Source organism: Leptospira abararensis (assembly GCF_016918735.1).
Classification (GTDB): Bacteria; Spirochaetota; Leptospiria; order Leptospirales; family Leptospiraceae; genus Leptospira_A; species Leptospira_A abararensis.
This window is the reverse complement of the sequence record NZ_JAFFPR010000009.1, coordinates 112188-134583: the sequence shown is the minus strand read 5'-3', so window position 1 is coordinate 134583 and position 22396 is coordinate 112188. Positions and strand designations below refer to the sequence as shown.

Genomic DNA, 22396 nt, shown 5'->3' with positions numbered 1-22396 from the left:
GACTGAAAGCCCTGGACCAAATCCAGGGCTTTTTTTATGCCTTCACATGTAAATGAATGACAGTGATATCATCGTGGGGAGAACCCGAAAGTCCAGTAAAGTAATGGAAGTTTTCTAATACCTTAGCCATCGGATCTATCGATTGTTTGGTGATAGTTTCTATAAAAGATTTGGCTAAACGTTTTTCTCCATATTCCAATCGATCCGCATTTTCTTCTTCGGTCAGTCCATCAGTATAAAACAGAAATTGGTCATCAGGTTGGAAACTGTATTCCTCTTCGGTATAGGTTAGGCCGGGAAGAATCCCGAGTGGTTTGCCTTTGGGCTTGATTTCGACCAGTTCCTTTGACTCCGCTTTCCAATGAAAAAAAGAAGGATGGCCTGCACTCGATACCATAAATTTTCCTGATTCCATATCGATATAAAAATAAGTGGCAGTTGTGAACCGACCAAATGATTTTTTCACCAAATCTTCGTTCATGGCAGAAAGTAAAAAGGATGGGTTGGACCAATGTTTGTAGTGTTGAAAAAAAGCAAATTTGGAAAGAGAGGCAATGATAGATGCCCCAAGGCCATGCCCCACAACATCAGCGATAAGGATTCCAAACTTTTTTCCACCTAATGCTTGGAAGTCGTAAAAATCTCCCCCTACTTCATGGGATGGTTGGTAATAAACGCTGATGTCCATTTGTTCCCAACAAGGTGGCGAAGGAGGAAGAATGGCATTTTGAATTCTTGCGGCGGTAATAATTTCCTTTTGTAAAGTTCCGTATTTAATTTCTGAATTTCGAAATAGATTTTCTCCATAAAGAGTGAGACAAACGACAAAGATAAAAAATCCCCAGTGGGAAGAACGCGGAACCGAATCTAAAATTCCCAGAGACGAAAGAATGTCGTGTGCATTGAGAATAAAAAGTGCTGATGCACCAATCACAAGTAAAACTGCTTTTGGTTTTTTTGCCACCATTTGGCCCCAAGCAACAATGATCTGGATGACAAGTGTTGGCAAACACAACCAAATAAATGTCAGAATGGCAACTGACATCGAGATGGTTTCGGTAAATGCCAATGTCAAGATGATCATGGAAAACAAAACATGGAACTGCCACATCATCCGAATGACATTCCAACGACCAGACCCAATCAGTTGATCAAAAAAATACAAACAACTAATGGGAATCAAAAACAAAGTGAAAATGAAAATAATAAAACTAGGAAGGATAGTATCGTAATAGAAGAGTCCAAAAAATCCAGACTGAGACAAAAAATGAATTCCGGAAATGGAAGAAAACCAAGTAAAGGCTAGGAGTTGTTTTTTCTTTCGCCTTTCAAATAGATAAAAAGAAAAAAGCCCTAATATCAAAAAGAAAAATCCAAGAGAAGCAAAGGATTGGCTCCTATTTGCAATGGCTTTGTGATGGTCTGTTGGATCACCATAAAGAGGTGGTTCCGAAAAACCAAGAGGAAGGATTCCCTCTGAAAAAAATACGATATAAACATGACTTCCCAAACATTCTTCAGGTAATAACAAAACAGGAACAAAACTTCGATTGTATATTAGCTTTTCTTTGGGATACAAAGGATCAGAAATCATAGAGCGAAAAAACTCTGATTGTAATTTGGTTTCTCCGCAGTAAGCATCAAAATATGTGACAAGCCCTCGGAGGAGTAAGGAAGGTTTTGGATACCCCAAAGAATCTCTAAACCGAATGCGTGCAGACAAATATTTAGGAGTCGGTTTTTCTAAACTCACATAAGGAATATGATAAGGTTGGTATTCTAATGATAGGTCTTCTATGGCTGGTTGGAAATAAACCAACTCCTCTTCTGTGAGGAATTTATATTCCCATCCTGTAGACCATTTCACGGATTTGTACGGAAGGAGGGAATCAAAACAAGAAGCAAAACAAAACAGTGGTAAGAGGACAATGAAGATATGTTTTACATAGGTTCGTTCCATTCCGGTTTTTCTTTCTCCAATCTCTTCTTCAAGGATTTGCGATACTTGTCCTGTTTTTTCTTTCGCAGTTTTTGCAAAGTGGCATCTGTTTTAGTAGGATTTAATTCCCTTTCTAATTCCAAACACAACAAGTCCCTCGCTTTATAACGATTGAGACCTTGGGTTCTATAAACAGAACATTTGATCTGTTTCCCCGAAGGTTTATGAACCAAATGTACTGCTGTCGAAACCTTGTTTACGTTTTGTCCGCCTTTACCGCCGGACTTCACGAATCGTTCGCTTAGATCTGCTTCAGAAATTCCTAGTACTTCCATCCGTTTCTGTAGCGAATGATTCTTTTCGACAGAAACGGGGAAGGTTAAGGGCATTTGAGGATAGACTTTAGATAGAATTGGTCAAGAAATTTTTTTCCAAAGAATTAATGAGTGGATGCTTCAATCTCTAAAATGCGTTTTCTAAGATCAGAAGCAGTTTCATAATTTTCGATTTGAATGGCATTGAACTTTTGGATGTACAATCCGATGAGTTCATCTCCCATCTTTCCTGGAACGGAGAGGGCTTTTTTAAAATTATCAATGTCAAGAGTGGGATGGTTGTTATGGAAGTAATCAACGATACGTTCCATTTTGAGTCTAGTGGCTTCACGAGCAATTCCAGAAGTATTTCTGAATTCTAAAGAAAGACTCGCGAGTGTTTCTAAAGGTTCACTCACCTGCTCTAAATGGTCTGTTAGGCTTGTAGTTTGCGTTTTCTTTTCTTTGGCCTTACAAAACTCCACATAACGCATGACCATCGAGTTGAACTGTTCCATTCTTTCTTGGATGTATTGGTTTGCCGATTCTTTGTTCTCTGGCATTTGAAAGTCTGGGAGTTGTACTACATCATAAAGATGGATGTTGTCCGAAAGGATCTTCATGAGCTCCTCTTTGGATGGCAGAGCCACCGGAGGAAAGGTGACCACTGGGTAGTTGTCCCCAATTTTTAAGAAACTGACCACTACATTGGATGCTATGATTTTACCACCGGGCGCAATCGGATTTTCTCCGAAGACATGGCAATATGCGATTAAGTTACCTGTAGGGTTTGGTTTGGAACCGCGTTCAAAATTCATAGTGTATCCTTTAGACTAAGAAAAAGCTCATAAGAAACAAGTGATTTTTAATCTTCCCACTGGCTGATTTGGTCTTCTAAATTTTTTGCAATGCGGAAATAGGCTTCTTTCAATGGAGAATCACCCAGGTCAAGTAGAGCCGGTTTTCCCGTCTCCCCAGAACTCATCATATCCAAAGTAAGTGGAACTGATCCGAGTTCCGGAACCCCCACCTGTTTGGAGAGTTTTTCCCCTCCTCCTTTCGAAAAAACATCTGTTACATGGCCACATTTGGGGCAAGCGAACCCAGACATATTTTCCACAATCCCAAGAATCGGTACTTTTACTTGTTTGAACATGGCCGCAGCCCTTCCTGCATCAAGTACCGCCACTTCTTGGGGAGTAGTGACAATCACAGCACCATCCAAGTCAATGAGTTGGGCAAGTGAAAGTTGAACGTCTCCTGTACCTGGAGGTAAATCAATGAAAAGATAGTCTAACTCTCCCCAAACAACATCGTATAAGAACTGTTCAATGGCTTTACCGAGCATAGGTCCTCGCCAAACAACAGGTTGGTCTTCGGATACCAAAAACGAAAAGGAGATCAGTTTGATTCCATGTTTTTCGATCGGATAAATTTTATCTTCTTCGGATTTTAATGCCACTCGACCATTGATTCCAAACATCTTTCCAAGAGAGGGTCCGTAGATATCAGCATCCATGATTCCCACCTTCTTTCCGTTACGTGCGAGAGTAGCAGCAAGGTTTGCGGTCACAGTAGACTTACCCACACCACCTTTTCCTGATCCGACAGCGATCACCTTCTTCACACCAAAGATTCGGTTTCCATCTTCCATCTTTAGGTTTTGGTCTATTTCAAATTTGATTTTGACCTTACCTGCTCCTTCGAGTTTGGAAATGAGCTGTCTTGTTTGTGCTTCCAGTCCAATTTGTAATCGTCTATCGGCGTTGGGAGTTTTGATTAAAATTTCAATTCCATCCTCTGTGGGAGTGACTGCAGCGACCATTCCCAAACTCACGATATCTTTTTTTAGCTCAGGGTGTTTTACCTGCATGAGTTGTCTTTGGATGCTTGTTAGATCTACTTTTGAATTTGCCATGGTTTGTCCTTTTAGATGACACCTTCCGACTCTTCATAAAAAATCGGATTCGTCTCGATGAATTTGTCTTCTGAATAAATAAAACGACGGTATTTGATAGAACCTTCTATCTCAATCACATGAAATCCACATTCATGATTTCTATCCGATAATCTTGTACTTGATGCGGAATTTACAATCGAAAAAGGAGCATTTGGGCCAGGAAGTTTGACCCAGTTCGTATGAGTATGTCCGTGTAAGTACAAAAGTGGTGGATTGGCTTTTAATTTTTCTACCACTTCTCCACGGTTTGTCATCCGATGTGCTTTGGATTCGATTTCGTTTATCGGATTCCAAAGGGGGTGATGGCAGACAAGAACATAAGATTCTTTGACTAAACTAAGAGTTTTTTGAATTACTTCTGGAGCAACATATCCATTGGCTGTAATCTTTGGAATGGCAAAATTGGAATCCCAACCAATAAAAAGTTTTCCGCCAATTTTTTTAGACCGTATATAGAGTTCTGGATCAAGAGAGGATCCAATCCACTCACCAAAGGTTTTTTCAAATAAAGGATTTGGACCGATTGCCCTTTTTTGGTAACGGTCGTGGTTACCAGGAATCAGAAATGTTTTGTCCGTAAGTATGGGACTTAAAATTTCTTTTGCATTTTCAAATTCACGCGGATGGGAAACATTTGTCAAATCACCCGAAACAATAAGAGCATCATATTCTAATTTACTAATGGCCTCAACCATAGCAGAAACCAATACCAGTGGATGTTTTGATTTACGTCTCAACCTATAATTGAGATAACCGACAATAGCTTTTCCTCGAAGTGAAAACAAAGAAAGTTTCTTCGGGAAATGTAAGTCGGAAATATGTAGGATTTTCATTCGTTAATATCCATGATTCCAAGGATATCCCCTTTTTTCACTACCGATCCTTCTTCCATTATGATTTTTTTTAAGGTCCCCGCATAGGGAGATTCCACGGGAAAAGCCGCTTTATCCGTTACGAGTTCGATCAATTCGTCCCCAACAGTAACGGAATCACCCACGTTTCGGAGCCAACGAACTAATTCGATCTTTTCTGTATCACCCAAATCAGGAGTTTTTAAAAGGAATTCTTTCATGGACACAATCCTTTGTCACGGAAATGAAAACTGGTTTACAAAACCATGTTTTCCCGTTTTTTTAACATAAAAGTTTAGCGAACCTCAATGGGAAACGAGAAAATCAAATACAAAGGCACGGAAATCATCGAAAACTTGGACCAATTGATTCAAAAGGACTATTTCCATTTTGAACTAAAAGGGCTCACCAAGTCAACACGTGATATAGTCAATGAAGTAGTTCAGGGAATTTTAAACCGCGTTGGGGCAAACCCACTGACTTCATTTCATTTGTTTAGCGGTCTTATGGAAGCCCTCTTAAATGCTGTAAAAGCAAACACACGTTTTGTGATCTTTCAAGATGAACTTTTGAATAAACTCACATCACAAGGGCAAACTCCAGAAGAAGAAGCAGAAGAGTTATTAGACATTATTTTAGAAACAGAACCTTTACGTGATGCAATGCAACGTTACATTGTACCAAATAAAATCAAAAAAGTGGTTCAAAAAATTCTAACTTTATCTGACAAAAAAAGATCAAAAAAACACAACCTTTCTATCGATGAAAAAGAATTCTTAACTATCGTTAGAGAAAAAGTAAAAAAGTATGATCTTAAAATTTCAATGAAAATTGAAATTAGACCAACATCAGTTTACATTCGAATTAGGAACGATTCTCCCATCATGGGAATGGATTTAAATCGGATTCGCAAAAGTAGAGAAAGGCATGCTGAACTTGCCAAACAAGGAAACTCGGCAGAATTTTTTAGGCCAGACTTTTTGGATGAAAAAGAAAGTGCTGGGTTTGGGATTGCGATGATTGATGAAGGTTTTTATAATTTAGGCCTTGATCCATTGGATTGTTTTGATATCCAAACTAGTAAAAAAACAACTACGGTTTACCTCAACTATCCGTTAGAGGCTCTCCAAAAGATGGAGTTTTGATACAGGTAGTTCCAATGACTTGGGAATCTTTCGAAGAAGAATACCGGAAAACCGGTGGTCTTCTTTTTGAGGATTCTCTCAGCCGTCCCGGTTTCACCATTTGCGATTGGTATTTTGATCCCAAAGAAGAATTACAAATTGTTTATACAAAGAACAAACCAATCGCAGAAACAATCAAAACAAGCTTATCGAAGTTAGATGAGTCTAGAAATAAAGGTGAATATCCTTGTGGAACATTTTTTTTTGAACTAGGATATTTCTTCATTGAAGGAATGGATCTAAATTCCTCTGGACTCACCGAAGGAACTCCCCTCCTTCAGTATACTATCTACAAACAAAAAAAAAGAATCCAATACCCAAACCCATCTCTAGGCCAACTGAAGGCCACCAATTTAAAGAAGATGGAAGTCCATTGGGACAAAGAAACTTATACAAAAAAATGGGAAAAAACAAGAGAAGCGCTCCTACTCGGCGAAAGTTATGAACTAAATCTATGTTTTCCTGTATCCTTAGCAATCGAAGGGGATTTGTTTTTATACTACCAATCCTTAAAGGCAAAACAAAAAACAAAATACTCCGCCTACTTTCCAAATAAAGATTCTCGAATTTTATCCTTCTCTCCCGAATTATTCTTTGAAGTAGTGGGAGACCAGATCCAAACAGAACCAATGAAAGGAACCATCCTTCGCGGTAATACATCGAAAGAAGATGCGGAAAACAAATCCACTCTCCAATCTTCTGCAAAAGAACGAGCGGAAAATGTAATGATTACCGATCTCTACAGAAATGATTTGGGAAGGATCGCCAAACAAGGAACCGTGCAAGTTACCGATCTTTTTTTAGTAAAGGGCCTTTCCACTGTTTGGCAAATGGTATCCAAAGTCGAAGCCAAACTAAAAGAACCATTTGCATGGTTACCTGTATTAAAAGCTCTCTTTCCCTCGGGCTCTGTGATTGGAGCGCCAAAACGTAGGTCCTTTGAAATTTTGCGAAATTTGGAGGATCATGATAGAGGATTATACACCGGATCTTTATTCGTATCTGAGTTGTTAGATGGGAAACCCTGGATTCGATCCAGTGTTACCATCCGCACCATGCACTTAAAACCAGATGGAGATCTTTGGTCTGGTTCTTATGGAGTTGGTAGCGGAATCACTGTTCTCTCAGACGCTCCTGCAGAGTATGAAGAATGCCTTTCCAAATTAAAATTTATCACCAATCCCCATCTTCCCCCATTTGAAATCTTAGAAACATTAAGATTCTATAATGGTCGTTATTTTTTAAAAAACCTCCATTTGGAACGAATGGAAAAAACGGCAAATCGCTTCGGTTTTCCATTTTCAATATCCAATGCCGAAGCTACTTTAAAGACCTTAGCCGATGTATCCAAAGGACTTTTACGTGTTCGATTGTTACTTAGTGAAAGAGGAGAATTTCGTGGGGAAACCTTCTCTTTAACGAAACAAAAAAGAAGACCTACCATTCGCCTTGGTTTTGCAAACCAACCAGTAGATTCAAAAGATATATTCCTATACCACAAAACCACCGAGAGAACCTACTACAATGAACAATTGGAAGATTGCAAATCCAAGAGTGTTGATGACTGTATTTTGTTTGATACAAACGGGCAAATATTAGAAACCAATATTCGTAATCTTTTCCTACGCAAAGGTAATGTTTGGATGACACCCACACTCGTTACAGGAGGCCTTCCCGGAGTTTTCCGAGAGGCCCTGATACAAAAGGGCTGGGTAACAGAAACCGTCCTTTACAAAAAAGACGTAGAAACTGCAGAGGAAATCCTTGTGGGAAATTCTTTACGAGGATTCGAAAGAGTCGAACTCATTTTCATTTCCAATCATTGACCAGCTGAAAATTTTCGTTCCTTATAAGAAAGATTCCCTCCCACCCGACATTCGATTATAAAATAAATCGACTTAAGTCTTTATCTTCAATGATTCCTTTGAGTTTTGAAGACACATAACTTTCGTTAATTACTACTTGTTTTTGGTCTGGCGGAAGATCGGGTGCATCAAAACTGGTATCTTCTAAAAGTTTTTCCATGATGGTGTTGAGCCTTCTTGCCCCAATGTTTTCATTTTTTTCATTCATCTGAAACGCTAACTTAGCGATTTCTGCAATCCCATCGGTTGTGTATTCAATTTTGACACCTTCTGTGGCAAGAAGTGCTTCATACTGTTTGGTGAGAGAAGATTTGGGCGTTGTGAGAATTTTGATAAAATCGGATTCAGTAAGAGTTTCTAGTTCCACACGAATGGGGAAACGGCCTTGGAGTTCTGGGATGAGATCCGATGGTTTTGTCATGTGGAAGGCACCGGCTGCGATAAACAAAATATGATCCGTTTTAATCGGTCCAATCTTTGTGTTTACTGTGGATCCTTCCACAATGGGAAGAAGGTCTCTTTGAACCCCTTCGCGAGATACATCTGCCCCTTGACGTCCTTCTCTACCGGCAATTTTATCAATTTCGTCTAAAAAGATAATTCCCATCTCTTCCACACGTCTCACTGCTTCCGATTGGATTTTGTCTGTGTCGATGAGTTTTTCAGCTTCCGATTCTGTGAGAAGTTTTTGTGCCTCAGATACTTTTACCTTTCGTTTACCTGATTTTTTCGGCATCAAATCTCCAAGTAAACTCTGGAGTTGGTTGTCCATATCTTCCATATTACCAGCACCAAATACTTGCAACATGGGCATTCCGGGTGGAGCTGAAGGTTTTGGAATATCAATTTCAATTTCTTGTTCGCTTAAAGTTCCTTTACGTAGTTTTTCTCGAAACTTTTCTCTGGATTCCTTGTAACTGACCTGTCTTTCTTTTTCTTCTGGATTTAAATCTTCTTCTTTTTTTAAAAAGATAGGAGGTAAAATCGCATCAAGAACCATCTCTTCTGCTTTTTCAATGGCTTTGTCTTTCACTCGGTCCCGAAACTCGGCTTTGACTAAATTAAGAGCCCCCATGGCCAAATCACGAATCATGGATTCCACATCACGGCCCACATAACCGACTTCTGTATACTTGGTAGCTTCCACTTTTAAAAAAGGAGCACCGCATAACTTTGACAAACGACGTGCAATTTCAGTTTTCCCCACACCTGTGGGGCCAATCATAATGATATTTTTTGGATATATTTCTTCCCTGAGGGACTCATCCAACTTACGACGTCTGGAACGATTCCGTAAAGCCACTGCCACAGCACGTTTTGCTTTCGTTTGTCCAATGATATGTTCATCCAAACGTTCTACAATTTGGCGGGGGGTTAATTCTTCTGCCGGGTTTTCAGATCCGACAACTTCAGCGAGAATGGTTGGGTATGTCATATTATAATTCCTCAATCACCAAATTATGGTTCGTATAGATACAAATATCTGCGGTGATTTGCATGGCTTTTGTAATGATCTCCCTCGGATCCATATCTGTATTTTGGACTAGGGCACGGGCCGCAGAAAGGGCAAAATTTCCTCCAGATCCAATGGCAAGTACGCCGTCATCAGGTGAGATCACATCTCCCGTTCCCGATATTAAAAAGGATTCATTGGCATCACAAACAATCAGGAGGGCTTCGAGTCTACGTAACATTCGGTCCATCCTCCACTCACGAGCAAGTTCGACAGCTGCCCGAGACACAGATCCACCATGTTCTATTAATTTTTTTTCAAAAAGTTCAAAGAGTGTAAAAGCATCGGCAGCACTGCCAGCAAATCCAGCAATCACCTTACCGTTGTAAAGTCGTCGGACTTTTTTTGCGGTATGTTTCATCACGGTGCTTCCCATGGATACTTGACCGTCTCCCCCTACGGCAATTTTACCGTTTTTACGAACAGAAAGGATGGTCGTTGCGTGAATTGTTTCCATACGGATAAAATTCCAAATCGCGGAGAGTTGTCGAGAAAAATGGAGGTTACTTTCTTTTGATTAGAACCATTTGGTTCCCTACCTCAAAAGACTGGTCTAAAAAATAATAGTCTGTGAGTTCTTTGATCATAAAAAGCCCGATTCCGTGTTCACGGTAGTCACTGAGATCAAAACTACGCAGTTCCCCCGGTTCTACTTTTTTTCCATAGTCCCTAAGTTTGATTTCGACTCTGTCCTTATCAAATTGTAATTCAATAAAGATGGGTTTGTTTGTTTGCCCAGAATAGGCGTGGCGAATGATATTTACGATGGCTTCCCCGATCACCAATTTCAAATCCATAGAATCGAATAGGGAAAATCCATGTTCTAAACAAAGATTAAAAAAATAATTACGTGTGTGGGAAACGAAGCGGGGGTTAGATGGAATTTGGATACGGACTACTTTTGAGTAGTCCGTGGGTTTCTTTTGGTTCGACATTATCCTCTCGGATGGAATTTCTTATGAACTTCCTTCAGAGTTTTATTTGCCATATGCGTATAAATCTGAGTCGTTGAAATATCGATATGACCCAAAAGTTCCTGAACCGATTTGAGGTCCGCATGGTTCTCAAGTAGGTGGGTAGCAAAAGAGTGACGAAGTGTGTGTGGTGTTACTTTTTTCTTTATTTTTGTTCGTTTGATGTAATGATTTAAAAGACGCCATACCGACTTACGGTTGATATATGATCCTTTTTTTGAAACAAAAACAAATTCACAGGTTCTTTTTTTCAAAATTTCCGTGCGGCTTTCCACTAGATATTTTTTCAAAATCTCCAATGACTTTTCACCAAAAGGAACGAGGCGTTGTCTTCCACCCTTACCTTCCACGGTGATCGTCATGTTTTCCATGTCGATATCTGTCATCTTTAAATTACATGCTTCGGAGATACGAAGGCCAGAGGAATAAAGAAGCTCAAAGATACATTTGTCACGGAGTTCGTACAAATTGTCCTCTTTGATATTACGAAAAAGTTCTTCAATTTCTACTTGAGTGAGGTAATCAGGGATGGTTCTTGCAACTTCGGGAGTTTCAATTTTTTCGGTTGGATTGGAATCCAAACGTTTTTCATCCCGTAGGTATTTGTAAAACTGCCGAATGGCAACTACTTCACGTGCCAGAGTTTTAGCAGAGATTTTACGTTCCCTTTCTCCTTCTAAAAAACGCATGATGTCGTTTGCTTTTACTTCTAAGAAGTTGATATGTTCCTTTTCCAAAAAGATCGCAAACTTGTTGAGATCGTATCCGTAGGAATATATTGAATTATCGCTCAGTCCTTTTTCTACGGACAGGTATTCTTGGAATGTTTGTAAAAGCTGATTTTGAGAAACTGGCAATTTGGAACCCATCTTTACTCTCTTATGTTACTTAAAGGGTCGGACAAAAAGCTTAAAGAGACTTATTATTTTTTTTGCCACAAATGGCTATGTCAGGAAAAAAGGAGATGTGGTTCAAAGAAACTCCCTCTTTTTTTTACTCATCCTTTCTTTACTGTTAGTCGTTAATTGCGGCCGAAAAGAACGGTCCCTATTTGAAGAAGGAAAAAAATGGGAAATGGTGGGGGAAAAAACAAAAGCTCTCTATTACTACGAACTTTCCCTTCGGGAGAACCCCGAATACGATCCCGTACTCAAACGGATGGGACTGCTTCTCGCTGAGAGTAACCAATCCATCGCCACAGCCATCTTTTATTTGGAAAAATACCACAAACAAAAAAAAGACGACACAGAAGTACAACGTGAACTCTTTCGGCTCTATCTTACCACAGGATATGAGAAAGAAGCATTGGAAATTTTGGAGGAAATCCGGTTCCAAGGAAAAAAAGAAACTTTGGAATTTTTTGAAGCCACCTACCTTTGCCTTACCAGAGGGTTCAAGCAGAAGGATTACTTACTGACCTTAGAAAAAAGCCCTCTTGCAGGGGACCCCTACTATGCACCTTGGGTCCGGGCTTGTGAAACAAAATAGACAGAGAAACCCTGAAATCCCGTCTAAACAATAAAGAACAAGATACAGAATAGGAGAAATTATGAACCATAAAGTTGTCATCATCGGATCCGGTCCCGCAGGACATACAGCAGCCATTTACGCAGCCAGAGCCAATTTAAACCCGGTGATGTATGAAGGATTTATGGCAGGGGGAGTGGCCGCAGGCGGACAACTCACCACCACAACCGAAGTGGAAAACTTTCCCGGTTTCCCGGAAGGAATTGATGGAACCAAACTCACCCAACTTTTCCGGGAACAATCCGTAAAATACGGAACCACCATCCACACCCAAACCATCACCAAGGTGGATTTTTCGAAACGCCCTTTTACCATTTGGTCTGACGACGAAGAAATCAAAGCCGATTCCATCATCATTGCCACAGGTGCCACTGCCAAACGAATGTTTGTCCCAGGCGAAGAAACATTCTGGCAACGCGGGATCTCCGCTTGTGCCGTTTGTGACGGTGCCCTTCCTATCTACCGAAACAAAGCCCTAGCGGTTGTGGGTGGTGGTGACTCCGCTGTGGAAGAAGCAAACCACCTGACTAAATTTGCGTCCAAAGTGTACTTAGTGGTCAGACGGGACCAACTCCGTGCTTCTCAAATTATGCAAAAACGTGCCATGGAACATCCAAAAATTGAAATCCTTTGGAACCAAACCGTAGTGGAAGCCAAAGGTGGTGCCACTGGCTTAAGTTCCATTGTCCTCGAAAGCACAATTGACAAGGCAAAAAAGGATCTGGAAGTGGGTGGACTCTTTTATGCGATTGGGCATGTTCCCAATACCCAAGTGTTCCAAGGCCAGTTGGATTTGGATGAAACAGGTTATATCCTGACAAAACCGGGAACCACACAAACCAATGTAGAAGGAGTTTTTGCCGCAGGAGATGTGCAGGACAAAGTTTACCGCCAAGCGATCACCGCAGCAGGTAGCGGTTGTATGGCGGCACTGGAAGCCGAACGTTGGTTAGAAGGTCACTAAGGAGTGACCGGTTTCCCATCTGCATCCTTGTAGGATTTTGATTCCAAATTAAAAAATATCACCGAATCTCCCTTCGGTGATATGTATTGTTTTTTTCCATCTTCCCACTCAATCAATGTAAAATTAGATCCTCTATAAAGGATTTGGTTGCCAGGAAATACATTGGCTTCCCACGAGTCCCCATACCAACGGTAATTTCCTTTTTTCCAAAGATAAAAATAACTCCCATTTGGCCCAAGAAAGTCCCCTTCCAATTTTTCAGAAAACGAATCCACAGAAGCAAAAAAAACTTTTTGTAAACTGGGGAGTTGTGTGTAGGCCTTAACATCCAAAGCTGATTCGGGAAGAGAAAATCCTTTTTCTAAAAAGGATTTGTACTCCAAAGGAAACTTTGCATTCATAGTTGTATAACCAGCTAACTGAAGTTTTTTGCCTTCTCTAAGGACAGAGTCCTTTTCTTTTTCAAATCGAAGTAGACTATCTTTCAAAATTTGGTCGGGGGAAACACCTGTGGCATTTTGTAAAGCTAGAGCCGGGGCAGTTCCCACGCAAGTATCCCTTTGGTAGGAAATAATGGCATCTTTTCCATAGGTTTCGTGGATATGTTTAATCATAAGTGGACCAATCGTATAAGGAAGTAAATCTTTATACTTTGCATCTAACAACGATTTGAAAGTTTTTGGAACTTTGTTTTCACGAATCAATTTCTCTGCATCAGTATAAATATGGAATTGTTTTCGTTCGTAAAATTTTGCCTCTACATAATTGGCAAGGCCTTCTTCAAACCAAGGATCCAAAATATCGGTTGAGGGGACTTTCCCCGTCTCGGACTGTATTTTCAAACAAGAAATTTGTTCTAAATTATGAACCGCTTCATGGTAAAAAATGCCGAAGTGTACACGACGAAGTGCATCCGCATCAAACTCTGGATTTCCCGTCGGTTGTGGCATTTTTTCCCCGCAACACAAACTAATAGAATCCCTTCCCCCAAACCCACCCTCTTCCGTTCCTCCAGGAATATCGGCCCCGATGTATTCTTTGATATCCTCATAGATATCGAATAACAAAACAGGAACTTTTCCTCGGTTCTCCAATTGAAATTCTGATTTCATATATTGAAGGAAAGGTTTCATTTTGAAATTTTCACCAAACACTCGCAAATACTCGGTCCACTTATCGGATCCGTAAAATGTATAATTCCCAAATTCCAATTTTGGTTTTCCAAACTTAGTTTCACTTACGAGAATATAGTTTTCAAAATGCAAAGGTTTTTGGTGGATATAATCGTATTCCTTGCGGTGGGAAATCCAATATTTCGTAATTTTGGTTAAGTCGGGATAACTCCAGACAAGAGTCGGCAAACATCCGTTACAAGAGGCGGGTGCAGATATAAAACCAATCCCTGTGGGGAAATCGAGTTTAAAAGTTCCATTCGCCCATTCCGTATACACACTTCCATCGGCTCTTTTCCATTGGTAATGGTTTTTCGCCCATTGGTAAACCTCGCCGCCATCGGGCCCATTGTAATATCCTGGACTTGGTTCTAAAAATCCTAACTTTAAATCTTCTAGTTTTGGTTCTTGGAGTCTTTCTACAGAGAGATAAGAAGTGGGTGCCGTTTCCCCAAAGTCAAAATACAAAACATCGGAGCTAGGTCCCCGTTTGAGAGGAACTGTAACACGATCCGTTTCAGAAGAGATAACGGTAGTTAGGAGGAAAAGTGCAAATAAGATTGGCTTACGGATCATGGGGCAGAGACGAACTCACTTGAGGCCCCAATAGTCTCCGAAAATCAAGGGTCTGTCAAGTGGATTCTAAACCGAGTTTTGGTTCCGATAGGCGATAGCAATTTGACCCGTACGAGAAATCTCACGAATTCCGAAAGGTTTAAGAACAGAAATCACATTGGTAACTTGTCTTGAATTTCCAGAAAATTCAATAAGAAGAGAATCCTCTGTCATTTCTAGAATTTTGACATCGAAGCCATTACAAATGGTAAGGGCTTCGCTTCGATTGACTTCCGTAATCGAAAAAGAGATAAGAACTAGTTCCCTTTGTACAGAACCAGCATAGGTCATGTCTTGGACTTTTAGGACATCGGGAAGTTTGAGGAGTTGGTTTTTGACTTGCCCTACTAAAAAATCATCACCATTCAAAACGATTGTCATGGAAGAAACTTCCGCGTTGTCCGTCACACCCACAGCAATCGAATCGATATTGTATCCGCGACGAGTAAAAAGGCCTGAAACATGGCTCATCACACCAGGATGGTTATTGACTAAAATACTGAGTGTGTGTTTCATTTTTTCAATTTCCCCAAGTCTTTAAATTCAATTAGGTCTTGTTGTGATTTTCCAGCAGGGATCATTGGGAACACTTTTTCTTCCGCAGGAATCATCACCTCAATTAGAGCTGACCCACTGTCTTTTAAGAAAAAATCCACACCCTTTTCAATTTCAGATTTATGTTCGATCTTCATCGCAGGTATTCCGTAGGCCTCTGCAAGTTTAACGAAGTTAGGATTATAAGTCCATTGGGACTCACTAAACCTTTCTTCATAAAATAATTCCTGCCACTGACGCACCATTCCAAGAAAGTTGTTATTAAAAAGTAAAATCTTAACACCTAACTTAGATTGCGCGATCGTAGCAAGTTCTTGAATACACATTTGAAAAGATCCATCGCCTGTGACACAAATCACGGTTTTGTCTGGATTCCCAAATTTGGCACCAATGGCCGCAGGAAGTCCGTAACCCATAGTCCCAAGTCCCCCTGAAGTTAACCAAGTATTGGGTCTATCAAAAAGATAATACTGGGCAGCCCACATTTGGTGTTGGCCTACATCAGTCGAAACAATGGCTTCCCCTTTGGTTCTTGAATACACGCGTTGCAAAAAGTCTTGAGGTTTGATACTGTCCCCACTGTTATCAAAATCGAGTGGATGGTTTTTCTTTAAAGTTTGAATATGTTCAATCCAAGAAGTGCGGTCTCCTCCTTTGACAAAAGGAAGGATTTCACGAATGGCGTCTTTTAGATCTCCATGAAGGATATGGTCTACATTGATTCGTTTGTTAAACTCAGCCGCATCAATGTCCACATGAGCACGAATGGCATTCGGGGCAAAGTCTTGGTATTTGGCAACGCGGTCATCAAACCTGGCACCCAAGTTTAAAATGTAATCACATTCTAACACCGCTTTGTTGGCGTAAGCGGTTCCATGCATTCCAAGCATTCCCACTGATAGTGGATGAGTTCCCGGAAAGGCACCAAGACCCATAAGGGTTGTAGTCACTGGTGCATTTGCCTTTTCTGCCAAAGCTTTGATTTCAGCGGAAGCAAAGGAATTGATTGCACCACCACCCACATAGAGTAACGGACGTTTGGCCCCGTTTAAAACTTCTGCGAATTCTTGTGGGTCCCCTTTGACCTTTGGTCTTTCATAATGATGAGGAGCAATTTTGAGTGAGGATGCTTTTCTAACCGTTGTTTTTTGGGTTTGAACATCTTTCGGAAAATCAAGTAAAACGGGTCCTGGCCTTCCTCCCATGGCAATTTTAATTGCTTCTTCGAAATGACGAGCAAGGTCATCAGCTTTTTTGATAAGAGCATTGTATTTAGTAATTGGAATGGTGATTCCAAAAATATCGGCTTCTTGGAAAGCATCGGTTCCGATCGCATCTGTGGAAACTTGGCCTGTGATGGCAAGGATGGGAATAGAATCCAATTTGGCATCAGTAAGACCCGTGATTAAATTGGTAGCACCAGGACCGGATGTGGCGATACAAACACCTAACTTGCCTGTGGAACGAGCATAGCCTTCTGCCATATGGACGGCACCTTGTTCATGACGAACGAGGATATGTTTGATTTTTTTACTATGATAGAGTTCGTCGTAGAAGGGGAGGATGGCACCACCAGGGTATCCAAAAACAATCTCCACACCCGCTTCTTCTAATAATTCGACCATCAGTCGGCCGCCTGTAATTGCTTCGGTTGTAGATGACATACGTTCCCCCCTATTGTCATTTCTGCAAAAAAGAGCCTGTTGTCAATGTTCTCACGTTTTTGAGTCGATTTTTACTGTCTAAAAAAGAATGCTGAAAATTGGACCCTAATATGGAAAATGCAGATATTGAAAAGCCACAAGAAGATGAAAAGTTCACAAAAATAAAAGCTCTTGCAAAAGAGGCCTATCGTTTTCTTGATCAGGGTCGTTTTAAAGAAGCCAAAGAACGATTAGACATATTACTAGATGAAGATCCCTCCAACACGTATGGCCTCGTTGGTCTTGGCGACTATTATGCCAAAACAAAACAACCGGAACAAGCCATTCAATACTACCGAAAATGTTTGCTTGGTGATACAACCAATAAGTTTTCTCTTATGGGACTTATGAATGCTTACAGAGATTTAAACAGTCTTAAAAGAATCATAGAAGTAGCAGAAGAGTTCCACCATATAACTATCACAGATGCAAGTATCCTTTCTCGAGTGGCAGATGCCCATAGAAAACTAAAAAACTTTAAAGAGTCTGAAGTTTATTATATGGAAGCTCTCCAAATTAATCCCAATGACCAGTATGTGATTGTTGGACTTGGTCATTTATACTTTGCCTGCCAAAGGTATGTGGATGCCATCCAGTGGTGGGAAAAATTACTTTCTAGCCAACCGAACAATATTAAAATCCTTACAGAGATTGGAAACAGCTACCGCAAAATCAAAGACTTTGATAAAGCCATTCTTTATTACGACCGCGCCAAAGAGTTAGATCCCAAAAACTTCTTTGCTCTCTACGGTCTTGCCGAATCCTATCGTGGTAAAAAAGATTTTAAAACTGCCATCACCTTTTGGGAAAAAATTCTCGAATCCGATCCAGACAACAAACTCATTATCAATCGTTACGCAGATTCACTTCGGGGCCTTGGCAATTATGACAAGGCCTTGGAATGTTTTAATAAAATTCTTGCCAGTGGTGATGATTACTTTGCCTTACTTGGGAAAGCGGCCGCCTTACGCCTCATTGGTGACTTAGAAAAAGCAGAAGAAATTTATTTAGGCCTACTTTCCAAGTCTCCGAGTGATCCAAGACCTGCACTCGAACTTTCTGACCTTTGGGACATTATGGGGAAAAAACCTGAGGCTATCAAACTTCTAGAAGATTTGGCAAAGAAAAATCCTTCCAATGAATCCATCCGCGAGAGGATTGAATATTTAAAGGATTAAAAAAATTCCAACCATCGCACAAGAGTGTAATGGCTGGAATCCTTTTGTTACGCAGGCCCCATCCTCCTTACGGAGCGATGGTTTTGAGTAGGCTTAAGTCTTCTTTTTTAAAGACCTTAATGGTAGTTTTGTCGCCTTCTTTCGGTTTACCGGTCACATAGATTTTATCCCCAAAAAAAGTAAGTTCTGAATTTTCTTCTACCGCTTCCTCTGTCCTTTTTTCGAAGGTTAAGTCTGATTTGAATCTAGCGACATGGTATTTGTCTTTTACCTTTTCAATCACATAGATTTTGTCTTCGCGATTGATCATAGGAGTTCTCCAGAAAATATCTGCAGATTCGCTTGTTTTTTTAACACCTAATTTGTCTGGGTCAAGTAATACGAGTTTGTGTTTACGTGTTTCTACTTTTTCACCGTCGTAACCGAGAACTAGGACTCCTTGGTTTGCGATTTCTTTAAATTCCTTGGAACAAATATTGTTATACGAGCTTTTATAAAGAGCATCGTCTTTGGCAGGATCAATGGCCCAAAGTTCATTGGAGTAATGACCATCTGTATCATATTTAATAAACTTCATAAAAAGAATTTTGTTATTCACAACATTATCACTTTGTTCTTCTTTTTTCTTCAGTTCGTCTTTGGTTTGTGCCAGCTCCGTTTTTAATTCCTCAACCTTAGCTTCGACTTTTTGGACAGTGTCCTCTTTCTTAGCCGTGTCCCCACCCGTGCGAGCTTCTTCTTTTTTAGCGATTTGTTCTTCTTTTTTACTGAGTTCTTCTTTTTTGGCTTCTACAGCTTCTGATTTTTTCTCAGTCTCTTTTTTCTCTTGCTCGATTTTTTTGATGTCTTCTGTTTTCTTTTCGATCTCTGCTTTGTTTTTCACAGGATCTTTTTTTAATTCATTGAGACTTGCAACCGTTTCCGCTTCCTGTTTTTTCAGTGCGTCTTTTTTGTCTTGGAGTTGTTTTTGTTCGTCTGCCACTTCTTGTTTTTTATCTTGCAAAACCTTTTTTTCATCTTTCAGTTTATCGGTTTGCAACTTGTCCATTTTTTTGGCTTCGTCTTCCATCTTCTGTTTGGTGGCCGGATCTTTTTCTTTATCCTTTACTGTTTTGTTGACGTCTTTTTCTAACTCATCCGTTGTGAGATCCTTCCCACTGTCTTTTAAGATATTACTTTCAATTGGGATGATGATTTGTGTTTTGCCAGGCCAATTTTTATAAACCGTATCGATTCCTAATTTGTCACTGGAAGTTGCGGTAATCACTCCTTCTGTATATTTTTTGGTAAAAAACTTTGAGTCCTTTCTATGTGTTGCATTGTAATACAAAATGTACTGAGCAAGTGTCTCCGCATTCCCTACTTTGTATTGGAAGGATTTTTCTACATACGAAGCAATGATCCGCGCAATCGAATTGACATGGTCAAAACTTTGAGACTCCGAAAGAAAAAGGATGTCGGCTCCGAGTTTTCCGTCAGCTCCAGGAAGCACTCTTTGGATTTTCACTCCATCGACGGTGGCCGTATTTTCTTTGGCCAAGGTTTCTGCCAGTTTACGACCAATTTCGGTATTTTCTTGGATCATGTCATCAGATGCCTTACGTAAGGAACGGTTGATGAATTCGATTTTTTTGGATCCCTTGATTTCGGACTCACCGAGAGGGGCTTTGGACTGTGCGGTCAAGGATAGACCGGCTACAAATAGGCAAATGATGATGGAACGAGAAATTCTCATTGTTTCCTCACGAAAATTGGGGTAAAGATGCCCACAAGAATAACAACCTTTCCGATTCTGCAAAGCAAGTTTTAGAATAAAAATCTATTTACCGGCGGGTGGATATTCAAAATTCTGTGGGTGGATGCCAACGTTTACACACAGAATCTTCAATTTTAATGCCGGTCCTGCCATGTTGCCTACGGAAGTCATGGAAGAGGCCAAGTCCGAGTTCCTAAACTACAGAGGAACCGGAATGTCCGTGATGGAAATGAGCCATAGAGAGAAACATTTCCTAAGTATCCTTAACGAATCACTTGCTGATTTACGAGATCTTTTAGAACTGCCCTCTCGTTATGCGGTTGTGTATTTTCCTGGCGGAGCCACTTTACAATTTTCTGCCATTCCTTTTAATTATTTGGCTGCAGGGGAATCCGCCGATTTTGCGATCACTGGTGTTTGGGCTAAAAAAGCTTATGAAGAAGCAAAGAAATTTTACCCTAATGTAAAATCTATTTTTAATGGGGTAGATTCCAAATATATGGAACTTCCCACCATCACAGACCAGAACGTCAATGAGGGAGCTAAGTATCTTTATATCACTTCTAACAATACCATTTACGGATCTCGTTACAAAACTTTTCCCAAATTAACAAAGGCACCTCTTTTTGCCGACATGACTAGCGAACTCCTGAGTCGTAAACTTCCCATAGAAGACTTCTCTGTGATCTTTGCCGGAGCGCAAAAAAACATAGGTCCCTCTGGGCTTACTCTTGTGATCTATGACAAAGAAAAACTACCCGAACAAACACATCCCATTCCCAATCTGATGAACTATGCACTCATGGAAAAAAATGGTTCTAACTACAACACTCCACCTACCTACTCTATTTACATTGCAAGTTTAGTTTTCAAATATTTGAAACGAAAAGGTGGGATTTCTGTGATGGAAGCCACAAATGAAAGAAAAGCAAAAAAACTCTATGATGCCCTAGATGTTTCTTCTTTATTTTACGCACCGGTTCCAGAAGCCTTTCGTTCGGCAATGAATGTAGTATTTCGAAGTCATAACGATAGTTTAGATTCTAAGTTTTTAACTCTTGCCGAAGAACAAGGGTTTGCTGGTTTAAAAGGATATCGTGATGTAGGTGGTTTTCGAGCTAGCATTTACAATGCAATGCCTGAGGAAGGTGTGGATTCCCTTATTTCTTTTATTAAAGAATTTGAAAGAACCCATGGGTAATTTTTCAAATATTTTCCTTAGTTTTTTTCTTATTTTCATCGGCTCTTTATCTGCCCATTCTCTTTGGATTCCAGAAGGGAATCTGGGATGGGAAGCGGCTAAGGAATGTTATTTGCCATTAAAAAAAGACATTCCTCCTGGAGCCATAAGTCCCAATCTATTAAATTTAGATCGTGCCAAGATGGCAGAATATGCCAAAGAATCAGCCGAACTAAGGATTGCCTCTCTCAATTGTTTTAGAGAGAATGTAATTAAAAATCTTCCCGAAGACCCACTCGCAGAAGATTTAGGTGAGTATTTAAAGGCTTCCATAGTTGCCGGAAATGAAAAGGAAGAAGTATATTTTTCTTATGAGTGGAGGATATTACTTTCAGACAATCGCCCCTATCCACTCACCCCAGGCGAGATTACTCTCGCCAAACAATGGTTTGAATCTCACTTAGAAATCAAAACTGAAATTACAAATCTCACCATCGAATACCTTTCCGAAAAGGATCCCAAGGGAAAACAAACAAGGTATTTAGACCTACTTACAGGTTATTACGGAACCTTACTCCGAGAACGAGATAAATTTTTACTCTCACTCTCTGTGGAATCTTATCAATCCTACACCGAAGCCCTAAAACAAAGAAAGGAGAAAGCCGAATGAAAGAAAAAATTGGAATTGCGTCTGACCATGGGGGATTTGCTCTTAAAGAATTCCTTAGGAAAAGTCTCGAGGAAACTTATGAAATTGTCGATTACGGTACTAAGAGCGAAGAGTCCGTCGACTACCCCACCATCATTGGAGATGCCTGCCGAAAGGTCCTTTCCGGTGAAGTTCCGAGGCTCATCGCGCTTTGCGGAACAGGCATTGGAGCATCCATTGCTGCCAACCGTTTCAAAGGCATTCGAGCGGCCCTTTGCCATGATGAGTTTACGGCGGAAATGTCCAAACGCCATAACAATGCCAATGTATTGGTTTTAGGGGGAAGGGTTCTCGGAACGGATTTAGCACAGAGAATCGTAAAAAAATGGATAGAAACAGAATTCGAAGGTGGACGGCACCAAAAACGATTGGGACTGATCGAAGAACAGTCGTAATCTTATTCTTCATTTGGGGCTTACCTGTATTTGGATGGGAAG

22 protein-coding genes are annotated in these 22396 nt (G+C 40.3%); 8 read left to right on the top strand and 14 right to left on the bottom strand.

The window, feature by feature from the left end; translation table 11 throughout:
- Positions 1-34: 34 nt before the first annotated feature.
- Genes JWG40_RS03180 through JWG40_RS03155 form a run of 6 tightly spaced genes read right to left on the bottom strand, consistent with a single transcriptional unit; the run spans position 35 to position 5285 of the window.
- Positions 35-1960: a PP2C family protein-serine/threonine phosphatase gene (locus JWG40_RS03180; RefSeq protein ID WP_205284413.1), complete on the bottom strand. Its 1926-nt coding sequence runs from the start codon at positions 1958-1960 to the stop codon at positions 35-37.
- The gene (locus JWG40_RS03175; protein WP_205284412.1) at positions 1942-2328 is read right to left on the bottom strand and encodes a peptide chain release factor family protein; all 387 of its coding nucleotides are present in this window, start codon (positions 2326-2328) and stop codon (positions 1942-1944) included. The genes JWG40_RS03180 and JWG40_RS03175 overlap by 19 nt, the downstream gene beginning before the upstream one ends.
- A 50-nt stretch (positions 2329-2378) precedes the next feature.
- Positions 2379-3071: a hypothetical protein gene (locus JWG40_RS03170; protein WP_205284411.1), complete on the bottom strand. Its 693-nt coding sequence runs from the start codon at positions 3069-3071 to the stop codon at positions 2379-2381.
- 47 nt (positions 3072-3118) lie between these two features.
- Complete coding sequence (locus JWG40_RS03165) at positions 3119-4171, bottom strand: Mrp/NBP35 family ATP-binding protein (RefSeq protein ID WP_205284410.1); 1053 nt, start codon at positions 4169-4171, stop codon at positions 3119-3121.
- Between the two features lie 11 nt (positions 4172-4182).
- Complete coding sequence (locus JWG40_RS03160; protein WP_205284409.1) at positions 4183-5046, bottom strand: metallophosphoesterase family protein; 864 nt, start codon at positions 5044-5046, stop codon at positions 4183-4185.
- Positions 5043-5285: a biotin/lipoyl-containing protein gene (locus JWG40_RS03155; RefSeq protein WP_015680463.1), complete on the bottom strand. Its 243-nt coding sequence runs from the start codon at positions 5283-5285 to the stop codon at positions 5043-5045. The genes JWG40_RS03160 and JWG40_RS03155 overlap by 4 nt, the downstream gene beginning before the upstream one ends.
- Before the next feature lie 87 nt (positions 5286-5372).
- Between JWG40_RS03155 and JWG40_RS03150 the strand changes: the two genes are divergently transcribed.
- Together JWG40_RS03150 and JWG40_RS03145 are read left to right on the top strand one after the other, a co-directional pair.
- Positions 5373-6209 (top strand): hypothetical protein, encoded by an 837-nt coding sequence (locus JWG40_RS03150; protein ID WP_205284408.1) that lies wholly within the window; start codon positions 5373-5375, stop codon positions 6207-6209.
- A 14-nt stretch (positions 6210-6223) separates the two neighbouring features.
- Positions 6224-8074 carry a chorismate-binding protein gene (locus JWG40_RS03145; RefSeq protein WP_205284407.1) on the top strand — a complete coding sequence of 617 codons (1851 nt, stop codon included), beginning with the start codon at positions 6224-6226 and terminating at the stop codon, positions 8072-8074.
- Between the two features lie 55 nt (positions 8075-8129).
- Here JWG40_RS03145 and hslU read toward each other — a convergent pair whose 3' ends face one another.
- From hslU to xerD, 4 genes are read right to left on the bottom strand one after another with little or no spacing between them, the layout of a single operon-like run.
- Positions 8130-9548 carry an ATP-dependent protease ATPase subunit HslU gene (hslU, locus tag JWG40_RS03140; protein WP_205284406.1) on the bottom strand — a complete coding sequence of 473 codons (1419 nt, stop codon included), beginning with the start codon at positions 9546-9548 and terminating at the stop codon, positions 8130-8132.
- Position 9549: 1 nt separating this feature from the next.
- Complete coding sequence (hslV, locus tag JWG40_RS03135) at positions 9550-10083, bottom strand: ATP-dependent protease subunit HslV (RefSeq protein ID WP_135656446.1); 534 nt, start codon at positions 10081-10083, stop codon at positions 9550-9552.
- A 46-nt stretch (positions 10084-10129) separates the two neighbouring features.
- Positions 10130-10561: an ATP-binding protein gene (locus tag JWG40_RS03130; protein ID WP_205284405.1), complete on the bottom strand. Its 432-nt coding sequence runs from the start codon at positions 10559-10561 to the stop codon at positions 10130-10132.
- The gene (gene xerD, locus JWG40_RS03125) at positions 10561-11469 is read right to left on the bottom strand and encodes a site-specific tyrosine recombinase XerD (RefSeq protein WP_015680374.1); all 909 of its coding nucleotides are present in this window, start codon (positions 11467-11469) and stop codon (positions 10561-10563) included. The genes JWG40_RS03130 and xerD overlap by 1 nt, the downstream gene beginning before the upstream one ends.
- A gap of 97 nt (positions 11470-11566) precedes the next feature.
- On the opposite strand from xerD, the gene JWG40_RS03120 reads away from it, so the two are divergent.
- Together JWG40_RS03120 and trxB are read left to right on the top strand one after the other, a co-directional pair.
- Positions 11567-12088, top strand: a complete 522-nt coding sequence (locus tag JWG40_RS03120; RefSeq protein WP_205284404.1) for a tetratricopeptide repeat protein — start codon at positions 11567-11569, stop codon at positions 12086-12088.
- Between the two features lie 61 nt (positions 12089-12149).
- The gene (gene trxB / locus JWG40_RS03115; RefSeq protein ID WP_205284403.1) at positions 12150-13091 is read left to right on the top strand and encodes a thioredoxin-disulfide reductase; all 942 of its coding nucleotides are present in this window, start codon (positions 12150-12152) and stop codon (positions 13089-13091) included.
- Here the strand turns inward: trxB and JWG40_RS03110 are convergent.
- From JWG40_RS03110 to ilvB, 3 genes are all read right to left on the bottom strand, one after another.
- Positions 13088-14839 (bottom strand): peptidase MA family protein, encoded by a 1752-nt coding sequence (locus tag JWG40_RS03110; protein ID WP_205284402.1) that lies wholly within the window; start codon positions 14837-14839, stop codon positions 13088-13090. The genes trxB and JWG40_RS03110 overlap by 4 nt on opposite strands.
- Positions 14840-14905: 66 nt before the next feature.
- Positions 14906-15394 carry an acetolactate synthase small subunit gene (gene ilvN / locus JWG40_RS03105; protein WP_205284401.1) on the bottom strand — a complete coding sequence of 163 codons (489 nt, stop codon included), beginning with the start codon at positions 15392-15394 and terminating at the stop codon, positions 14906-14908.
- The gene (gene ilvB / locus JWG40_RS03100; protein ID WP_205284400.1) at positions 15391-17097 is read right to left on the bottom strand and encodes a biosynthetic-type acetolactate synthase large subunit; all 1707 of its coding nucleotides are present in this window, start codon (positions 17095-17097) and stop codon (positions 15391-15393) included. The genes ilvN and ilvB overlap by 4 nt, the downstream gene beginning before the upstream one ends.
- Before the next feature lie 110 nt (positions 17098-17207).
- On the opposite strand from ilvB, the gene JWG40_RS03095 reads away from it, so the two are divergent.
- Complete coding sequence (locus tag JWG40_RS03095) at positions 17208-18314, top strand: tetratricopeptide repeat protein (RefSeq protein ID WP_205284399.1); 1107 nt, start codon at positions 17208-17210, stop codon at positions 18312-18314.
- A gap of 67 nt (positions 18315-18381) precedes the next feature.
- On the opposite strand, the gene JWG40_RS03090 is transcribed toward JWG40_RS03095, so the two are convergent.
- The gene (locus tag JWG40_RS03090) at positions 18382-20049 is read right to left on the bottom strand and encodes a P83/100 family protein (RefSeq protein WP_205284398.1); all 1668 of its coding nucleotides are present in this window, start codon (positions 20047-20049) and stop codon (positions 18382-18384) included.
- A gap of 124 nt (positions 20050-20173) precedes the next feature.
- On the opposite strand from JWG40_RS03090, the gene serC reads away from it, so the two are divergent.
- The 3 genes from serC to rpiB are packed head-to-tail and all read left to right on the top strand — an operon-like array spanning position 20174 to position 22354.
- Positions 20174-21271 carry a 3-phosphoserine/phosphohydroxythreonine transaminase gene (serC, locus tag JWG40_RS03085; RefSeq protein WP_205284397.1) on the top strand — a complete coding sequence of 366 codons (1098 nt, stop codon included), beginning with the start codon at positions 20174-20176 and terminating at the stop codon, positions 21269-21271.
- Positions 21264-21920, top strand: a complete 657-nt coding sequence (locus tag JWG40_RS03080; RefSeq protein WP_205284396.1) for a hypothetical protein — start codon at positions 21264-21266, stop codon at positions 21918-21920. Before serC ends, JWG40_RS03080 begins: the two co-directional genes overlap by 8 nt.
- Positions 21917-22354: a ribose 5-phosphate isomerase B gene (rpiB, locus tag JWG40_RS03075; protein ID WP_002975248.1), complete on the top strand. Its 438-nt coding sequence runs from the start codon at positions 21917-21919 to the stop codon at positions 22352-22354. The genes JWG40_RS03080 and rpiB overlap by 4 nt, the downstream gene beginning before the upstream one ends.
- The last annotated feature ends 42 nt before the right edge of the window (positions 22355-22396 follow it).